Origin of the sequence: Streptococcus oralis (genome assembly GCF_001578945.1) — a bacterium.
Classification (GTDB): Bacteria; Bacillota; Bacilli; order Lactobacillales; family Streptococcaceae; genus Streptococcus; species Streptococcus oralis_Q.
This window is the reverse complement of record NZ_KQ969550.1, coordinates 186,045-202,546: the sequence shown is the minus strand read 5'-3', so window position 1 is coordinate 202,546 and position 16,502 is coordinate 186,045. Positions and strand designations below refer to the sequence as shown.

Below are 16,502 nucleotides of genomic sequence, written 5' to 3'. Positions count from 1 at the left end.
ATATAAGTAACTGATTTTGAGTTTTTGTTTATTCTTTTAAGTGATAAGAGTAGCTAGCGACAACGACATCTTCGTGCCATCTGAGAGCGTATTTGAGTTTGAGGCTCATTTGATTGTGCAGGATATTTTGCCAAGGCTTGTTAGGGATAAACTGCGGTACAAGGACTGTAACGGTGTAATTTTTTTGCTTAGCTTCTTGGGCGATTCGTTTGACATACTTAACGCTAGGGGTGATGATGTCGCGGTAGCTGGTATTGATATTCTTCAGAGTGATATTTGGAAAGTAATCGGCAAATTCTTGGAGAATTTCTTGGTCTTTTTCGGCAGTTTCTTTAGTAGAAATGTGCATGGCCAACACTTCGTCACCGATACTTTGAGCGTAGTTAATGGCTCCGACACTTACTCGAGTAACATTTCCTACTAGGACAAGGACAAGGTTACCGTCATAAGTGCGCTTTTCAATTCCTTCGTAGAGTCGCAGTTGTTTTGCCACTTTTTGGTAATGGTTGTGAATGGACAAAAAGAGGAAGGTTAGAACTAGGATAATTGGAAAGAATGGCCAGATATCACCCAGTCTGAAGAGGAGTAAAATGAGGACAATAGCATAACAAATGATGGCCCCAAGGATATTAGCGAAGGCAGATTTTAAGAAGTTTGCTCCTTTTTCCTTTTTCCAATGGCGAATCATCCCAGTCTGAGAAAGGGCAAAGGGAACGAAGACCCCGATAGTATAAAGAGGAATCAAGCGTTCAGTATTCCCATTAAAAATGAGAAGAAGGATCATAGCTCCAAAAGCCAGAGTTAAGATACCGTTGGAGTAGCCGAGACGATCCCCCTTTTCCATAAAGAGATGGGGCATGTACTTGTTTTTAGCCATATTGTAAGCTAGCATAGGGAAGGCTGAAAAGCCAGTATTTGCAGCTACAGCTAGAATTAAGGCTGTTGAGAACTGGAAGAGATAGTAGCTAGCATGACCAAAGAATGAATCACCAAGAATGCCCTTGGCCATTTGCGAGAGGATGGTTTCTCCGTGTTGAGGCGTGATACCCATCCAGTAGTTTAGGAAGGTAATGCCTGCAAAAAGAAATCCTAAAATCAGCGACATGATGGTCAAAGTCTGAGCAGCATTCTTTTCTTTCGGAGTTTTGAAAAATGGTACCGCATTTGAAATAGCTTCAACCCCTGTCAGAGAGGCGGAGCCACTGGTAAAGGCTCTCAATAGGAGAACGATGGAAAGGCTCGGAACAGTTTGTCCAATGGTTGAAGTCGCCTGATAGTTTAGGGAACCTGTAAACAGTTGAAAGAACCCATAAAGTAAGAGAAAGACGGTACTGAAGATAAAGAGGTAGACGGGAATCATCAGAGAGCTGGCAGATTCTTTCAAGCCTCTTAAATTCAAGAGCATGAGCAGGCAGACTAGGAAAATAGAGATATGAAGATTGTAGGGATGGAGGGTAGGTATGGCTGCAGTAATAGCATCAGCTCCAGAAGCAACGGATACGGCTACTGTCAGCATATAGTCAACAAGGAGGCTGCCTCCTGCAATCAAGCCCAGTTCAGGGGAGAGATTTTCCCGAGTGACCATATAAGCTCCTCCTCCCTGAGGATAGGCGTGAATAATTTGACGATAGGAAATGGTCAAACTAGCGAGCAGTAAGAGGACAAAAATACCGATAGGGAGGCTCCACCAAATAGCGAGAGGAGAGAGGCTAACTAAAACGAGAATGACTTGTTCGGGTCCATAGGCAATAGAAGACAGGGCATCACTGGATAACATTGCAAGTGCCTGCATTTTTCCAAGCAATCCCCCTTCGCCGTCTGTGAGAGACTTGAGTGGTCGACCGATAAAGGTATATTTTAATTTTCTAAACATTTTCTTTTCCTTTGCTGAAAATTTCAATAAGTGTTATTATACTGCTTTGAAAAAAGGCAGTCAAGGGAGAATGATTGATATTAGAATATTTTTCCAAGCCGAGGGATGCTATTTTTGGTATAATAGATGGAAGAAAATGAGGTTAGAAGAGATGATTTTTGATACGCATACACATTTAAATGTAGAGGAATTTGCAGGACGTGAGGCAGAAGAAATCGCCTTGGCTGCTGAGATGGGGGTGACACAGATGAATATTGTTGGTTTTGATAAGCCAACCATTGAGCGAGCCCTAGAGTTGGCAGATGAGTATGAGCAGCTCTACGCAACTATTGGTTGGCATCCGACGGAAGCAGGGACTTACACAGATGAGGTCGAAGTTTACTTGCTTGAAAAGCTAAAACATCCCAAGGTTGTTGCTTTAGGTGAGATTGGTCTGGACTATCACTGGATGACAGCACCTAAGGAAGTGCAGGAGCAGGTTTTTCGTCGTCAGATTCAGCTGTCTAAGGATTTGAACTTGCCTTTTGTGGTCCACACTCGTGATGCGCTAGAAGATACTTATGAGATTATCAGGAGCGAGGGCGTTGGTCCTCGTGGTGGAATTATGCACTCATTCTCAGGTTCTTTGGAGTGGGCTGAGAAGTTTGTCGAGTTTGGCATGACTATTTCTTTCTCAGGAGTGGTGACTTTTAAAAAAGCTACGGATGTCCAAGAAGCTGCTAGAGAGCTTCCTTTGGATAAAATTTTGGTAGAGACGGATGCGCCCTATCTGGCTCCTGTTCCTAAACGTGGTCGTGAGAATAAAACAGCCTACACACGTTATGTGGTGGACTTTATTGCCGACCAGCGTGGGATGACGACCGAGGAATTAGCAGCAGCAACGACTGCAAATGCAGAGCGAATTTTTGGATTGGAAAAACAATCATGAAAGAAAAAATTTCCCAAGTCATCGTGGTCGAAGGGCGTGATGACACGGCCAATCTCAAACGTTACTTTGACGTGGAAACCTATGAGACACGAGGTTCCGCAATAAATGACCAGGATATAGAACGCATTCAGCTCCTGCATGGATTGCATGGAGTCATTGTCTTTACAGATCCGGATTTTAATGGGGAGCGGATTCGGCGCATGATTATGACGGCCATTCCAACGGTACAACATGCCTTTCTCAAGCGAGATGAGGCTGTTCCCAAATCTAAGTCCAAGGGACGTTCTCTGGGAATTGAACACGCCAGCTACGAAGATCTAAAAACGGCGCTGGCTCAGGTAACAGAACAATTTGAAAACGAGAACGAGTTTGACATCAGTCGTGGTGACTTGATTCGCCTAGGTTTCTTAGCGGGAGCAGACAGTCGTAGACGCCGAGAGTATCTAGGCGAACAGCTCCGCATCGGCTATTCCAACGGCAAGCAACTCCTCAAGCGGTTGGAGTTGTTTGGGATAACCTTGGCAGAAGTGGAAGAGACTATGGAAAGTTATGAGTAGGTGTGAGTGTAGTTGATAAAATCATTTGACTTCAAAAATATTTTTTCGAATAAGATAGAAGAGGAGGTGTAGAATGTCTATTGGTCAAAAAATAAAAGAGATTCGAGTGGGGAAAGGCATCAGCCGTCTAGATTTTTGCGGAGATGAGCAAGAACTGACGGTTCGTCAACTAGCCCGAATCGAAAGTGGAGCTTCGCAACCAAGTTTGCCTAAGTTAGACTATATTGCTCGCCGTTTAGGAGTTCCGGCTTATAGTCTTATGCCAGACTTTACAGCCCTTCCTTCTGGTTATTTAGAGCTAAAATACCAAATTTTACGTGAGCCAATCTATGGCAAAGAAGAATATGATAAGAAGGAAGCTTGCTTGGGAGAGATTTATGAAACATATTTTGATAAGCTTCCTAAAGAAGAACAGCTGGTATGTGAAGTACTACAGGCAAGTTTGGATACATCTAGAACTAGAAGATCTGAATACGCTGAATTGATACTTGAGGAAAATATGCATGAAATTACAGAAAAAGAGGCTTATTCAGTAACGATATTTTATTGATTCGTTTGTTTTTCTATCAAATGCTTATTAGAAAAGATCTTGCTAAATTTGTGAATCAAATTGAGAAAATCATGTCACTTCTTGCAAAGCAGAAGGAAGTAACTCGATTGGAAAATTTTTTTATAATAAGAGATACACTTATTGCAGGGATGTGCTGTCTTGAAAAAGTAGAGTTGACTGATTGTTTTAATGACTATTTGTCCTGTTTACAGGAAATAATGGATAGAACCTAGAGAAGGACTGTGACGAAATCGTCAACCAGAAAGTCTTGAAAGACTGGTGTTCGATTTATGACAGTAAGTACTCGCCAAACAACTATGGTGAGGTCAAGATTGAAACCCAGTGGGAGAATTGGTGACGAGGGTCATTAGATATCCCAGAAATATCCTATGAATTGAAGTGGAAATCCCACCTAGAACGAGCTAGGTGGGATTTTTTGCCTATAAATTAAAAATTAGCGAATCTTGGTCTATTTTTTAACGTGTTCCGATAAAAAGACGTAGGTCATGGTTCCAAAGATGGCACCAATTCCCAATCCCAAGACTAGTAAAGGGAGCGTTTTATCGAACTGGGAGAGATTGTCCCAAAAGGTATCGAGGGGAAGATGCTGAACAAAGAGTTTATGAAAGATTAGTAAGAGGAAGAGACCAAGCTGAATACTGATGAATACACCCCAACTACGAACTTTGATCTGGCTTTTGCTGTAGCTTTTGTGATGGATTTCGGACGGATCATCCTTGTCTAAACGTAAGTCACGAACTGCTAGTCTCGCCCTAGATGAGAGGACGAAGATAAGTCCAAAATAGAGGTAGGGCATAGCATCTCGAACCAACTCTATGAAGCGTCCAAATAGGAGATAGAACAGGAAGAGTAGGAGGGAAGAGTAAACGATTTGGACCATGGAACGGGCACCTGCCTTGTAGATAATCTCTTGCCGGCATTCATCAAAAGGACCTTGGATATGAAAGAGATTCCGAAGTAGGCGAGTGGTTAAGTCTTCTTTTTTCATGTGGGTAACCTCCTAAATGAGCGATTTTTGATTGACTTCTTTAACGAGTTGATAGAGAGTATAGAAGTAAAGCAAGCTAAAAATAATACAAATTGTTAGAAATACTAGATATCTCCAATCTACAGGATTCCTTAAAAGTTGTGGAAAGGATACGAGGATAAAACAGAGAGAAACGTTTAGAAGGCGTATTTTTTTGGATTGGATTTTCTGGAATCTCTGTCCCTTGTTCAATAAAGGAAGGAATAAAAGAAAAATTATCAAGAAAGGGCGCGTAATATGTCCAGAAACTAGGAAAAAGGTAATAAAGATGCTGATAAAAATGTGACTGATTAGTAAAGTTACTAGTGATTTCATAAGGTACCTCCTAGTCGTCGTCTTGGTCTTTTTTGGCTTTTCGAATGCGAAGAGAGACGATAATTTGTATGATCAATCCGAAAAAGAAAGCTCCCAGTATAGTTTTTAAAATATGTTTTGAATTCAGAAGAGAACTGATGAAATTTGGATTTTCACTTGTTAGGGTATCGATGAGTGGCATTATAAAAAATATCGCTATGCCATAGATTAGGCCCGCTTTTAGACCCGGAAAATGTAGCTGTTTACTTTCTTTCTTGCTTAACATTTCGGGATCAATAGCTGTGATGCCTGTTTTCTTTGTTTGGGAGACCACATAGAGGGAGGCCATCATCGAAATGACAAACACCACGAGAGGATAGCCGATAGCGACAATTTGTGGGTACTTATAAGCAAGAACAAGGGGGATGAGATTGCCAAATGTCATCAGATAAAAGAGAACAATAAAGACTTGGTTCCCAATGCGATCGGCCTCGCGCCGTTTGTGTTCGTCAAGGGGACCAGAAATACCGTATATGTGTTTGATGAGTTTTTCAGTGAGACTTTCTTTTTTCATTTGTTGGCTCCTTTTTTAAAAATCGTCTTCCCAAAAGAGACTGTTAAGGTCAGTTTGGAGGCTGCGGGCGAGATTGAGACAGAGTTCCAGAGTTGGATTGTACTTGTCGTTTTCAATCATATTGATAGTCTGTCTCGAGACGCTGATATCCTTGGCGAGCTCGAGCTGGGAAATGCCCAGTTCTTTGCGAAATTCTTTCACACGATTCATCTGTTCTCCTTTCTGATTTGTGTCGCATATATTTGACTATATTATATTCTTCTATGAAATGGATGTCAAGTATATTCGCCATATTCTTAAAGAAATCTTACTTGCCTTTGCACTATTTGTCTGACAGGTGCAAGCTGGTCGGATTTGTGGTAAAATAGATAAGATATGACAAAAGAATTTCATCATGTAACGGTCTTGCTTCATGAAACGATTGATATGCTTGACGTAAAACCTGACGGTATCTACGTTGATGCGACTTTGGGCGGAGCAGGCCATAGCGAATATTTATTAAGTAAATTAAGCGAAAAAGGGCATCTCTATGCCTTTGACCAGGACCAAAATGCTATTGACAATGCGCAAAAACGGTTGGCACCCTATATCGAAAAAGGGATGGTAACCTTTATCAAGGATAACTTCCGTCATTTGCAGGCACGTTTGCAGGAGGCTGGTGTCCAGGAAATTGATGGAATTTGTTATGACTTGGGTGTGTCCAGTCCTCAGCTGGATCAGCGTGAGCGTGGCTTTTCTTATAAAAAGGATGCGCCACTGGATATGCGTATGAATCAGGAAGCTAGTCTGACGGCCTATGAGGTGGTTAATCATTATGACTATCATGACTTGGTTCGGATCTTTTTCAAATATGGTGAGGATAAGTTTTCTAAACAGATTGCCCGTAAGATTGAGCAAGCGCGTGAGATGAAACCCATCGAGACAACGACGGAGTTGGCAGAAATTATCAAGTCAGCCAAGCCTGCCAAGGAACTCAAGAAAAAGGGGCATCCTGCCAAGCAGATTTTTCAGGCTATCCGAATCGAAGTCAATGATGAGCTGGGCGCTGCAGATGAATCCATCCAGCAGGCCATGGACATGCTGGCTCTGGATGGGAGAATCTCGGTGATTACCTTCCATTCTCTGGAAGACCGCTTGACCAAGCAATTATTCAAGGAAGCTTCAACGGTGGAAGTTCCGAAAGGCTTGCCCTTCATTCCAGATGATCTTAAGCCCAAGATGGAATTGGTATCCCGCAAGCCAATCTTGCCAAGTGCCGAAGAGCTAGAAGCCAACAACCGTTCGCATTCAGCCAAGTTGCGCGTGGCCAGAAAAATTCACAAGTAAGAGGAAAAACATGGCAGAAAGAATCGAAAAAACAAGCCAGTTATTGCAAACGAAGTTTAAAGGTTTTTCACGTGTGGAAAAGGCCTTCTATGTTTCGATTGCTCTAACAACGATTATCCTGGCAATTAGCGTTGTATTTATGCAGACCAAGCTATTACAAGTTCAGAATGAATTGACCAAGGTCAATGCTCAAATCGAAGAAAAGAAAACCGAGCTTGACGATGCCAAGCAAGAGGTCAATGAATTGATTCGTTCAGAACGTTTGAAAGAGATTGCAAACTCTAAGGATTTGCAGCTGAATAACGAAAATATCCGAGCAGCGGAGTAAGAAATGAAACAGTGGAAAGAAAAAATCATCCGTTATGCCGTTCGTAACCGTAAATCTCCAGAAGAAAATCGCCGAAGAGTAGGGAAAAGCCTGAGTTTATTGGCTGTCATACTCTTCGCTGTCTTTTTGGTCAACTTTGCGGTCATTATCGGAACGGGTAAAAAATTTGGTAAGGACTTGGTTCAAGAAGCAAAAAAAGTTCACCAAACAACCAAAACGATTCCAGCCAAGCGGGGGACCATCTACGATCGTAATGGAACGCCTATTGCAGAGGATGCAACTTCGTATAATATCTATGCCGTTATTGACAAAACCTACAAGTCAGCAACGGGTAAGGTTCTCTATGTAGAGGATTCTCAATTTAATAAGGTAGCTGAAATTTTCCATAAGTATCTGGATATGGAGGAGTCCTATGTCAAAGAACAGCTTTCTCAGCCAGATCTGAAACAGGTATCTTTTGGTACCAAGGGAAATGGGATTACCTATGCCAATATGATGGCCATTAAAAATGACCTCAAAACTGCTGGTGTTGAGGGAGTTGACTTTACAACTAGCCCTAACCGCAGTTATCCCAATGGACAGTTTGCTTCTTCCTTTATCGGTTTAGCGCAACTCCATGAAAATGAGGATGGCACCAAACGATTGATTGGAACCTCTGGTTTGGAGAGTTCTCTAAACAGTATCCTTGCTGGAACAGACGGAATCATCACTTATGAAAAAGATCGCCTTGGAAATATCGTTCCAGGTACAGAGCAAGCTTCGCAACAGACTGTAGATGGAAAGGATGTTTACACGACTATTTCCAGTCCTCTGCAGTCCTTTATGGAGACGCAGATGGATGCCTTTCAGGAAAAGGTAAAAGGCAAGTATATGACAGCTACCTTGGTCAGTGCTAAGACAGGGGAAATCCTTGCGACGACACAACGGCCGACCTTTAACGCGGATACCAAGGATGGCATTACAGAAGATTTTGTTTGGCGTGATATCCTCTACCAAAGCAACTACGAACCAGGGTCGACCATGAAGGTGATGACCTTGGCGTCTGCTATTGATAACAACACCTTCCCAGGTGGGGAATATTTCAATAGCAGTGAGTTGAAGCTGGCAGATGCTACTATCAAGGACTGGGACGTAAACGAAGGTTTGACCAGTGGTGGGACGATGACCTTTTCTCAAGGCTTTGCCCATTCTAGTAATATCGGGATGACTTTACTTGAGCAAAAGATGGGAGATGCGACTTGGTTAGACTATCTCAATCGCTTTAAGTTTGGGGTGCCAACTCGTTTTGGTTTGACAGATGAATACTCAGGGCAACTACCAGCTGACAATATTGTAAATATCGGAATGAGTGCTTTTGGTCAAGGGATTTCTGTTACCCAAACCCAAATGCTTCGTGCCTTTACAGCCATTGCCAATGACGGGGTCATGTTAGAACCGAAGTTTATCAGCGCCCTCTATGATCCGAATGATCAGTCCGTACGTAAGTCTCAAAAAGAGGTTGTCGGAAACCCTGTTTCAAAAGAAGCAGCATCATTAACTCGCGATCATATGGTTATGGTTGGGACAGATCCTGTGCACGGGACTATGTATAACCACAGTACAGGTAAGCCGACGGTCAATGTCCCAGGACAGAATGTTGCCCTCAAATCAGGTACGGCCCAGATTGCAGATGAGAAGAACGGCGGATATTTGACAGGGGTGACTAACTATATTTTCTCCGTGGTTGCTATGACTCCGGCTGAAAATCCTGATTTTATCCTTTATGTAACGGTTCAACAACCAGAGCACTATTCGGGTATCCAGTTGGGAGAATTTGCCAATCCTATTCTTGAGCGCGCTTCTGCTATGAAAGAATCCCTCAATCTTCAGTCAACTGCTAAGAACTTGGACCAGATCAGCAAGACGACAAGCTATGTTATGCCAGCTGCCAAGGACTTTACTCCGGGTGACCTAGCAGAGGAATTGCGTCGTAACCTTGTCCAACCAATCGTTATCGGAACAGGAACCAAGATTAAGGACAGTTCTGTTTCTGAAGGAGGTAATTTAGAGGCCAATCAGCAGATTTTGATCCTGTCTGATAAGGTCGAAGAGATGCCTGATATGTACGGCTGGACAGAGGAAAATGTTCAAACATTTGCCAAATGGCTAAATATAGAAGTCGAGTGGGAAGGTAGTGGCAAAACGGTCAAAAAACAAAGTGTCCGTGCCAATACTGCTCTCAAAGATATTAAAAATTTAAAATTAACTTTAGGAGATTAAGATGATTAGTTCCATTAGTGCTGGAATTCTAGCCTTTCTATTGACCTTGCTTGGTATTCCAGCCTTTATCCGATTTTATCGAAAAGCACAGATTACAGGTCAGCAGATGCACGAGGATGTCAAACAACACCAAGCTAAAGCTGGGACTCCAACCATGGGAGGTCTTGTCTTCCTGATCGTTGCAGTAGTGGTGAGCTTCCTTGTTGCTCTCTTTACCCAACAATTAACCAACAATGTTAGCATGATTTTGTTTATCTTGGTTTTGTATGGTTTGGTAGGTTTTTTGGATGATTTCCTCAAGGTCTTTCGAAAGATCAACGAAGGCTTAAATCCCAAGCAAAAGCTAGCTCTCCAGCTCCTTGGAGGAGTGATTTTCTACCTCTTTTATGAGCGTGGTGGCGACATGCTTTCAGTTTTTGGCTACCAGGTACATTTGGGTATTTTCTATATTTTCTTTGCCCTTTTCTGGCTAGTTGGCTTTTCAAATGCGGTGAATCTGACTGACGGGATTGACGGCTTAGCAAGTATTTCCGTAGTGATTAGCTTATCGGCCTACGGTGTGATTGCTTATATGCAAAATCAACTGGATATCCTTCTTGTGATTCTTGCCATGATTGGTGGTTTGCTAGGTTTCTTCGTCTTTAACCACAAGCCTGCCAAGGTCTTTATGGGGGACGTTGGAAGTTTGGCTCTAGGTGGGATGCTGGCAGCAATCTCTATGGCCCTCCACCAAGAATGGACCCTTTTGCTGATTGGGATTATCTATGTCTTTGAGACAAGCTCTGTTATGATGCAGGTTACCTACTTCAAACTTAGTGGTGGGAAGCGTATTTTCCGTATGACACCTGTGCATCATCATTTTGAGCTTGGAGGATTTTCAGGCAAGGGCAATCCTTGGAGCGAGTGGAAGGTTGACTTTTTCTTTTGGGGAGTTGGTTTGAGTGGAAGTTTGTTAGCATTAGCCATTTTATATTTTCTATAAGAAATATATAGGAACTTTTTAAATCTAAAAGACCGCCGATGCAAACGCATTTTGACGGATATCGTAACTGTTACTAAAAAATGAGGTTGGAAATTTTGTCTCAGCCTCTTTCTGTTTCAGGGGAGAGTTAGAAATTGGGAGATAGGATAATTTAGTGGTATCGTGTCATTTTGTTGCTATCTAGATAGTGAGCATATTGGAAAAACTGTTATCAGAACTTATATTGATAAGTTCTGGCGGAAATCATATTAACAATGTAATTTTCAGAAAAATAAGAAAAATTCCAAAATATTCTTGACATCACTTCTGAAAGGTGATAAGATAAGTACCATAAAAAAAGAAAGCGAAAAATTATGAAAATGATGCAAGTAATGAACAACAATCAAAACTTTTACTTTAGCTACTTTAGATAGTGTTTGTAGACATGTCATCATGGATACAAACAGCTCAAGCAATTTGTTTGTATCTATGTGGCTAAGATTTTTGATTGTGGTCCATATAGATGATAGATCTAAATGGACTGGTTTACTGTTACTTGTTGAAATCTTTCAAGCATCCGTTTAGATTTTTATCTAGGCGGTTTTTTATTTTCGTTTTATAAAGAGGTGTTTTTATGAAAGGTATTCGCAAATTACTAGCCCCTGTCTTGGTGGTGTGTATTCTACTGACCACCTTGGTCACGCTTCATCATATAAAGTCTGATAAGAAAAAGGATGTTTTTCGTATCGGAATTTCCCAGTTTATCACCCATCAATCGCTTGACGCGACACGAAAGGGGTTTGAAGAAGAACTAGCCAATCAAGGTTATATTGATGGAGAAAATATCCAGATTACTCTTCAAAATGCACAAGGGGAACAACGTAATCTCAAGACGATTTCCCAGCAGTTGGCAGAATCAAGCGATGTTGTCTTTGCCATTGCAACTCCGTCAGCTCAGAGTTTAGCGACTACGACCAAGACAACTCCTGTGATTTTTTCAGCTGTGACGGATCCTGTGGGGGCAAAATTGGTAGCGTCTATGGAACAGCCAGGTGGAAATGTGACAGGAACGAGCGACCAGTCATCAGATGCTATTGCGACTCAGATTGACTTGATTAAAAAAGTGCTGCCACGTGCGAAGACCATCGGAATTCTCTATACGCAAAGTGAGCCGAACTCAGTGGTGCAAAAGGACGAAGCTAAACGCCTACTAGAGGAAAAGGGATTTGCAGTGGTGGAGAAGACCATCCTTGATAGTAATAATGTCAAGGCGGCGGCAGATAGCCTGATGTCAGAAGTAGATATGGTCTTTGTTCCAACGGATAATATTATCTCTTCTACAATGGAAACCATCAAACAAGTATCAATCAAGCACAAAGTGCCTGTTTTTGGTGGTTCGACGGAAATGGTGGCCATTGGTGGACTTTATAACTATGGCACAGATTATGAAGAATTGGGACGCCAGACGGCTCGTATGGTTGTTCGAGTATTGAAAGGTGAAAAAACAGAAAATATGCCAGCAGAACTGCCAGAAAAGCTAGAACTGCATACTAATAAAGAAATGGCAGAAGCACTTGGAATTGATATTAGTGTCTTAGACAGCCAAGAGTAGGAGGTTTGATATGGATTTTGTATTATCGAGTTTATCGGAAGGGCTTTTATGGTCCATCATGGGGATTGGGGTCTATTTGACCTTTCGGATTTTAGACATTGCTGATATGACAGCGGAGGGAGCTTTTCCTTTGGGGGCAGCCGTAGTAGCATCGCAGATACAGGCTGGAACAAATCCTTGGTTAGCTACTATTTTGGCTATTTCAGCGGGGATGATTGCAGGGATGGTATCAGGTTTGCTCCATACTAAGATGAAAATCCCAGCACTTCTAACAGGGATTGTGACCTTGACGGGACTTTACTCCATCAATATTAAGATTATGGGTAGTGTTCCCAATTTGTCGATTGGGGACGCCTCAACTGTCTTTAAACAATTAATGGGATTGGGTTTATCCAACGAACAAGCAGTCTTTTTCTTGAGTTTATTCTGCTTGTTGATTGTTTGCTTGCTCTTGACCCTACTGATGAAAACTCAAATTGGCCTTGTTCTTCGCTCAACGGGTGATAATATCCCTATGAGTGAGGCTAATGGGGTTAATGTGGACAATATGAAGATTGTAGGCTACATGATTTCTAATGGATTGATCGCCCTTTGTGGAGCCTTATTTTCGCAGAATGATGGCTTTTCAGATGTGACCTCTGGAACGGGAACAATCGTAGTTGGCTTGAGTGCAGTGATTATCGCAGAAGTCTTGATTCATGAATTGACCATTGGTTGGCGCTTGCTGTCTATTGGGGTCGGTGCCGTTGTTTACCGCTTGATTATCCTAAATATCTACGAGATTCCAAATCTGGATCAAAATCTAGTGCGCCTTTTCAATGCTATTTTATTAGCGCTGGTTTTATTTGCACCAGAGGTACAAAAACGTCTAAAGGTTCGTGGCCTTAAGTTGGGAAATAAATAGGAGAAAGTTATGGCAACATTGTTATCAATTGAGGGAATTCACAAAACGTTTGAAGTTGGCACAGTGAATGAAAATCATGTCCTTAAAGGTCTGGATTTACAGGTAGAAGAAGGAGATTTTATCTCCGTTATCGGTGGAAATGGTGCTGGAAAATCAACACTCATGAATATCCTGGCAGGAAATCTGGCAGTCGATGAAGGGGATTTGCTCTTAGAAGAAAAATCAATCAAACAAACCAGTATCCGAAAACGAGCGAAGGACATTGCGCGTGTCTTTCAAGATCCAAAGATGGGAACAGCTTCTCGTTTGACCATTGAGGAAAATATGGCTATTGCCCTAAGACGTGGAAAAGGTCGTGGCTTAGGCTGGGGAGTTCGAGAAAAAGATCGTGAGCTGTTTCGAAAAGCACTCAAGGAGCTGAATATTGGACTGGAAAATCGTTTGAAAGTACCTACTCAATATCTATCCGGAGGGCAGCGGCAGGCTCTGACCCTAGTCATGGCAGCCTTGGTCAAACCGAAACTTTTGCTCCTAGATGAACACACGGCAGCTCTGGATCCAAAGACTAGCCAGATGGTTATGAATTTGACCCAAAAAATCGTAGAGAATCATCAATTAACGACCTTGATGATTACTCATGATATGAGTCATGCTATTGAGTATGGCAATCGCCTTATCATGCTCTATCAAGGAAAGGTTGTAGTGGATGTTCAGGGGGAAGAAAAGAAGAATTTGACCGTGGAGGAACTTCTGCATCTCTTTCACAAAAATAGTGGTCAAAGTCTGGTGAGCGATGAATTGGTGCTTGGTTAGAATTTTTTGGGAAAAGCAAGCAAAATTCTTGCTTTTTTCTTTTAAGTGGATTATAATTGACTCATCAATAATTGATAAATCAATTATAAAGGAGGAGCATATGCCCCAGATTAATGAACTGCTCTACCAGCTTCATCTGGCGGATCAGGCTAGTACACGTTTGTTTGAAAAACGACTGGAGATTAGTCTGACTCGGTACCAGATGTTGCAGTATCTATTGGAGCATGAGAGTTCAACGCAGATTGCTCTTAAGGAAGTTCTTGGGATTGATCAAGCTGCCCTAGCCCGGCATTTTAAGATTCTGGAGGGGGAGGGTTATGTTACTAGACAGCGCAATCCGCTCAATCAGCGGGAGCAGTTGGTTGCATTGACTCCGTTTGCCAGAGAACAATTAGTGGAAAAACCTCCAGCCCAACATCTAGTCGTCAAAAAACAGATGGAAAACATCCTTAGTGAAGCTGAAAGTCAAGAGCTTTCCCGATTATTAGCCAAACTCGTCGCCGGCCTTGAGCAGGTTGACCTTGAAAAATAGAAAGTAGGAATACACATGTCACTTATCACCCTTATCTTAGCAAGTCTTGTCGCTTTAGAACACATCTATATCTTTTATCTAGAAAGCATCGCAACCCAGTCAGATGCAACCAGCCGTGTCTTTAACATGGAAAAGGAAGAATTGGCCCGAAAATCCGTCACCTCCCTCTTTAAAAATCAAGGAATTTACAATCTTTTGATTGCCCTTTTCCTCCTCTATGGCATTTTTATCTCTGGCAGTCTTGAGATTGTGACCATTTTTGTCCTCTTTGTTATCGGAGCTGCGACTTATGGGGCGCTCACAGCGGACAAGAAAATCATCCTCAAGCAAGGTGGCCCAGCGATTTTGGCCTTGATTTCTATCTTGCTCTTTAAATAAAGGAAAATAAAGAAAAAGCCTGAACTCGAGTATTAAGAGAACTTGAGTTCAGGTTTTTTGGTTTTGGGCCCCTACCAGAAATTGACTGGTAGGGACTTGCTTTTTCCTAAAAATGCTCGTTAAGCATTTTAGGGGAGGTTAAGAAAGGGTTTATCATAGAAGGATGGACTAGATTTAAAATTTAAATATCGACTTTATAAATATTATCTATTTAAAATATTCGATTTACAAATATGGGTTAAACCGATATAATGAAAGCGTAATCAGAAATCTCTGACGGAGAGAAATTGCTTCATATCTTCTAGCAAGATTCCTAGCACCGCCTCTTTATCAGGTAAGAGAGTGGCTGGGGTTAGGCAGTAGCAGGTTTTCTGCAACGGATCTTCAATGAAGTCTACTTGCCGATAGTGGTTTGGATCCAGTTGCTTAGCGACGCTCAAGGGTAGAAAAGCCCAAGAGTCCGTGAAGTCAAGAAGGGACAGTTGCATGTGGCAGTTTCCAGCGGTGATCCATTGTTCCGCTGAAGAGGGAAATTGCTCCCGATGCCAAATCTCAAAATCCACTCCCCAGTTGATGTAGATTTCCTTTCCAGGATCTAGTTCTCTTAAAGAGAGCACTTCTGGTAGGACACTTGTCTGCTGAGTTACCAGGACCATAGGCTCGGTAAAGAGGGCTTCGACCTGGACGGTTGGGTAGTTGGCATAGGCGTAGGTAAAGCCAAGATCAATGGCTCCTTTGTTGAGAAGTTCGTAGATCTCATTGGAGTGGTAGGTCGAGAGTTTGAGTTTGATTTCAGGATGCTGGAGGGCAAAGTCCTTGTAAAAAGGGAGAAGCGCAAAGGTATTGACCGACTCGATCCCAGCCACAGACAAGTGGATCAAGTGCTGCTGAAACTTGAGGTGGTGGGTTTCTTGATAGAGGCTCTTCCATTGCTTGGCTAGAGTCAAAAATTCCTCGCCACTCTTGGTTAGCACCAATTGCTTTTGCCCCGGTTGCCGGAAAAAGAGCTGGATTTCCAGATCAGCTTCTAGGTTTTGGATGCGGTGGCTAGCGGTTCCTTGAGAGATATAGAGTTTTTTGGCAGCAGCTGAGATGCTCTTGAGCTCAACTGCGGTTAAAAAGGTTTCAATTTCAGCATAGTTCATGAAGGAGTCCTCTTCTTTCTACTATCATTTAACACTATCTTGATGCATTTATCAAGTCTTAATCATAAAAAAGGAGTACAGTATGATGACAACATTTCCCTATCAGGTAGTTAGTGAATTTCCAGAAAACTTTCTCTGGGGTGGCGCTATTGCAGCCAATCAGGCAGAAGGTGCTTGGGACGAGGGTGGAAAAGGGGTAGATTTGGCCACCTGTTTCCGCAAGGGAATTCACCATCATTTTCGTGGTTTGCCCAATGACACCGATTATTTCCCAGGTCGTGAGGCTATAGACTTTTACCATCGCTACAAGGAAGACATCGCCCTCTTTAAGGAAATGGGCTTTAAGATCTTTCGGACCTCTATCAACTGGACGCGCATTTTTCCAAATGGGGACGAAGAAAAACCGAATGAAGAAGGGCA

Annotated in this window: 18 protein-coding genes and 2 pseudogenes; 14 read left to right on the top strand and 6 right to left on the bottom strand. The window is 42.3% G+C overall.

Annotation, left to right across the window (positions count from 1 at the left end):
• Nucleotides 1–28 precede the first annotated feature (28 nt).
• Entirely contained in the window at nt 29–1,873 is a 1,845-nt protein-coding gene (locus tag SORDD16_RS00975) for an APC family permease (RefSeq protein ID WP_061451995.1), read from the bottom strand.
• A gap of 151 nt (nt 1,874–2,024) precedes the next feature.
• On the opposite strand from SORDD16_RS00975, the gene SORDD16_RS00970 reads away from it, so the two are divergent.
• The 4 genes and pseudogenes from SORDD16_RS00970 to SORDD16_RS11265 all read left to right on the top strand — a co-directional run.
• Entirely contained in the window at nt 2,025–2,801 is a 777-nt protein-coding gene (locus tag SORDD16_RS00970; protein ID WP_061415723.1) for a TatD family hydrolase, read from the top strand.
• Nucleotides 2,798–3,358: a ribonuclease M5 gene (gene rnmV / locus SORDD16_RS00965; RefSeq protein WP_061451994.1), complete on the top strand. Its 561-nt coding sequence runs from the start codon at nt 2,798–2,800 to the stop codon at nt 3,356–3,358. The genes SORDD16_RS00970 and rnmV overlap by 4 nt, the downstream gene beginning before the upstream one ends.
• Nucleotides 3,359–3,431: 73 nt before the next feature.
• Nucleotides 3,432–4,138 (top strand): annotated as a pseudogene (locus tag SORDD16_RS10440) (XRE family transcriptional regulator); the annotation flags it as partial.
• Nucleotides 4,139–4,146: 8 nt separating this feature from the next.
• Nucleotides 4,147–4,266 (top strand): annotated as a pseudogene (locus SORDD16_RS11265) (TipC family immunity protein); the annotation flags it as partial.
• Nucleotides 4,267–4,377: 111 nt separating this feature from the next.
• On the opposite strand, the gene SORDD16_RS00950 reads toward SORDD16_RS11265, so the two are convergent.
• The 4 genes from SORDD16_RS00950 to SORDD16_RS00935 are packed head-to-tail and all read right to left on the bottom strand — an operon-like array spanning nt 4,378 to nt 6,034.
• Nucleotides 4,378–4,917 carry a DUF3278 domain-containing protein gene (locus tag SORDD16_RS00950; protein WP_061451992.1) on the bottom strand — a complete coding sequence of 180 codons (540 nt, stop codon included), beginning with the start codon at nt 4,915–4,917 and terminating at the stop codon, nt 4,378–4,380.
• A 12-nt stretch (nt 4,918–4,929) separates the two neighbouring features.
• Nucleotides 4,930–5,271 (bottom strand): hypothetical protein, encoded by a 342-nt coding sequence (locus SORDD16_RS11490; protein ID WP_061451991.1) that lies wholly within the window; start codon nt 5,269–5,271, stop codon nt 4,930–4,932.
• Between the two features lie 10 nt (nt 5,272–5,281).
• Complete coding sequence (locus SORDD16_RS10435) at nt 5,282–5,824, bottom strand: DUF3278 domain-containing protein (protein WP_081215097.1); 543 nt, start codon at nt 5,822–5,824, stop codon at nt 5,282–5,284.
• Between the two features lie 15 nt (nt 5,825–5,839).
• Nucleotides 5,840–6,034 (bottom strand): helix-turn-helix transcriptional regulator, encoded by a 195-nt coding sequence (locus tag SORDD16_RS00935; RefSeq protein ID WP_061451990.1) that lies wholly within the window; start codon nt 6,032–6,034, stop codon nt 5,840–5,842.
• A 165-nt stretch (nt 6,035–6,199) separates the two neighbouring features.
• Between SORDD16_RS00935 and rsmH the strand changes: the two genes are divergently transcribed.
• The 9 genes from rsmH to SORDD16_RS00890 all read left to right on the top strand — a co-directional run bounded on the left by rsmH (nt 6,200) and on the right by SORDD16_RS00890 (nt 14,937).
• On the top strand, nt 6,200–7,150 hold the full coding sequence (rsmH, locus tag SORDD16_RS00930) for a 16S rRNA (cytosine(1402)-N(4))-methyltransferase RsmH (RefSeq protein ID WP_033629331.1): 951 nt from the start codon (nt 6,200–6,202) through the stop codon (nt 7,148–7,150).
• Nucleotides 7,151–7,160: 10 nt separating this feature from the next.
• Entirely contained in the window at nt 7,161–7,478 is a 318-nt protein-coding gene (gene ftsL / locus SORDD16_RS00925) for a cell division protein FtsL (RefSeq protein ID WP_061451989.1), read from the top strand.
• Between the two features lie 3 nt (nt 7,479–7,481).
• A complete protein-coding gene (gene pbp2x / locus SORDD16_RS00920; RefSeq protein WP_061451988.1) occupies nt 7,482–9,737 on the top strand; it encodes a penicillin-binding protein PBP2X in 2,256 nt (751 codons plus the stop codon).
• A 1-nt stretch (nt 9,738) separates the two neighbouring features.
• Nucleotides 9,739–10,719, top strand: coding sequence for a phospho-N-acetylmuramoyl-pentapeptide-transferase (mraY, locus tag SORDD16_RS00915; protein ID WP_061451987.1), 981 nt, complete (start codon nt 9,739–9,741; stop codon nt 10,717–10,719).
• A 613-nt stretch (nt 10,720–11,332) separates the two neighbouring features.
• Nucleotides 11,333–12,310 carry an ABC transporter substrate-binding protein gene (locus tag SORDD16_RS00910; protein ID WP_061451986.1) on the top strand — a complete coding sequence of 326 codons (978 nt, stop codon included), beginning with the start codon at nt 11,333–11,335 and terminating at the stop codon, nt 12,308–12,310.
• 10 nt (nt 12,311–12,320) lie between these two features.
• Entirely contained in the window at nt 12,321–13,214 is an 894-nt protein-coding gene (locus SORDD16_RS00905; RefSeq protein ID WP_061451985.1) for an ABC transporter permease, read from the top strand.
• 9 nt (nt 13,215–13,223) lie between these two features.
• The gene (locus SORDD16_RS00900) at nt 13,224–14,027 is read left to right on the top strand and encodes an ABC transporter ATP-binding protein (protein ID WP_061451984.1); all 804 of its coding nucleotides are present in this window, start codon (nt 13,224–13,226) and stop codon (nt 14,025–14,027) included.
• A gap of 100 nt (nt 14,028–14,127) precedes the next feature.
• Entirely contained in the window at nt 14,128–14,559 is a 432-nt protein-coding gene (locus SORDD16_RS00895) for a MarR family winged helix-turn-helix transcriptional regulator (RefSeq protein WP_061451983.1), read from the top strand.
• A gap of 15 nt (nt 14,560–14,574) precedes the next feature.
• Complete coding sequence (locus SORDD16_RS00890; RefSeq protein ID WP_061412852.1) at nt 14,575–14,937, top strand: DUF1304 domain-containing protein; 363 nt, start codon at nt 14,575–14,577, stop codon at nt 14,935–14,937.
• A gap of 263 nt (nt 14,938–15,200) precedes the next feature.
• On the opposite strand, the gene SORDD16_RS00885 is transcribed toward SORDD16_RS00890, so the two are convergent.
• Nucleotides 15,201–16,082 carry a LysR family transcriptional regulator gene (locus tag SORDD16_RS00885; RefSeq protein ID WP_061451982.1) on the bottom strand — a complete coding sequence of 294 codons (882 nt, stop codon included), beginning with the start codon at nt 16,080–16,082 and terminating at the stop codon, nt 15,201–15,203.
• An 82-nt stretch (nt 16,083–16,164) separates the two neighbouring features.
• On the opposite strand from SORDD16_RS00885, the gene SORDD16_RS00880 reads away from it, so the two are divergent.
• Nucleotides 16,165–16,502, top strand: a 338-nt coding sequence (locus SORDD16_RS00880; protein ID WP_277730250.1) for a family 1 glycosylhydrolase, incomplete at its 3' end; no start/stop codon positions are given.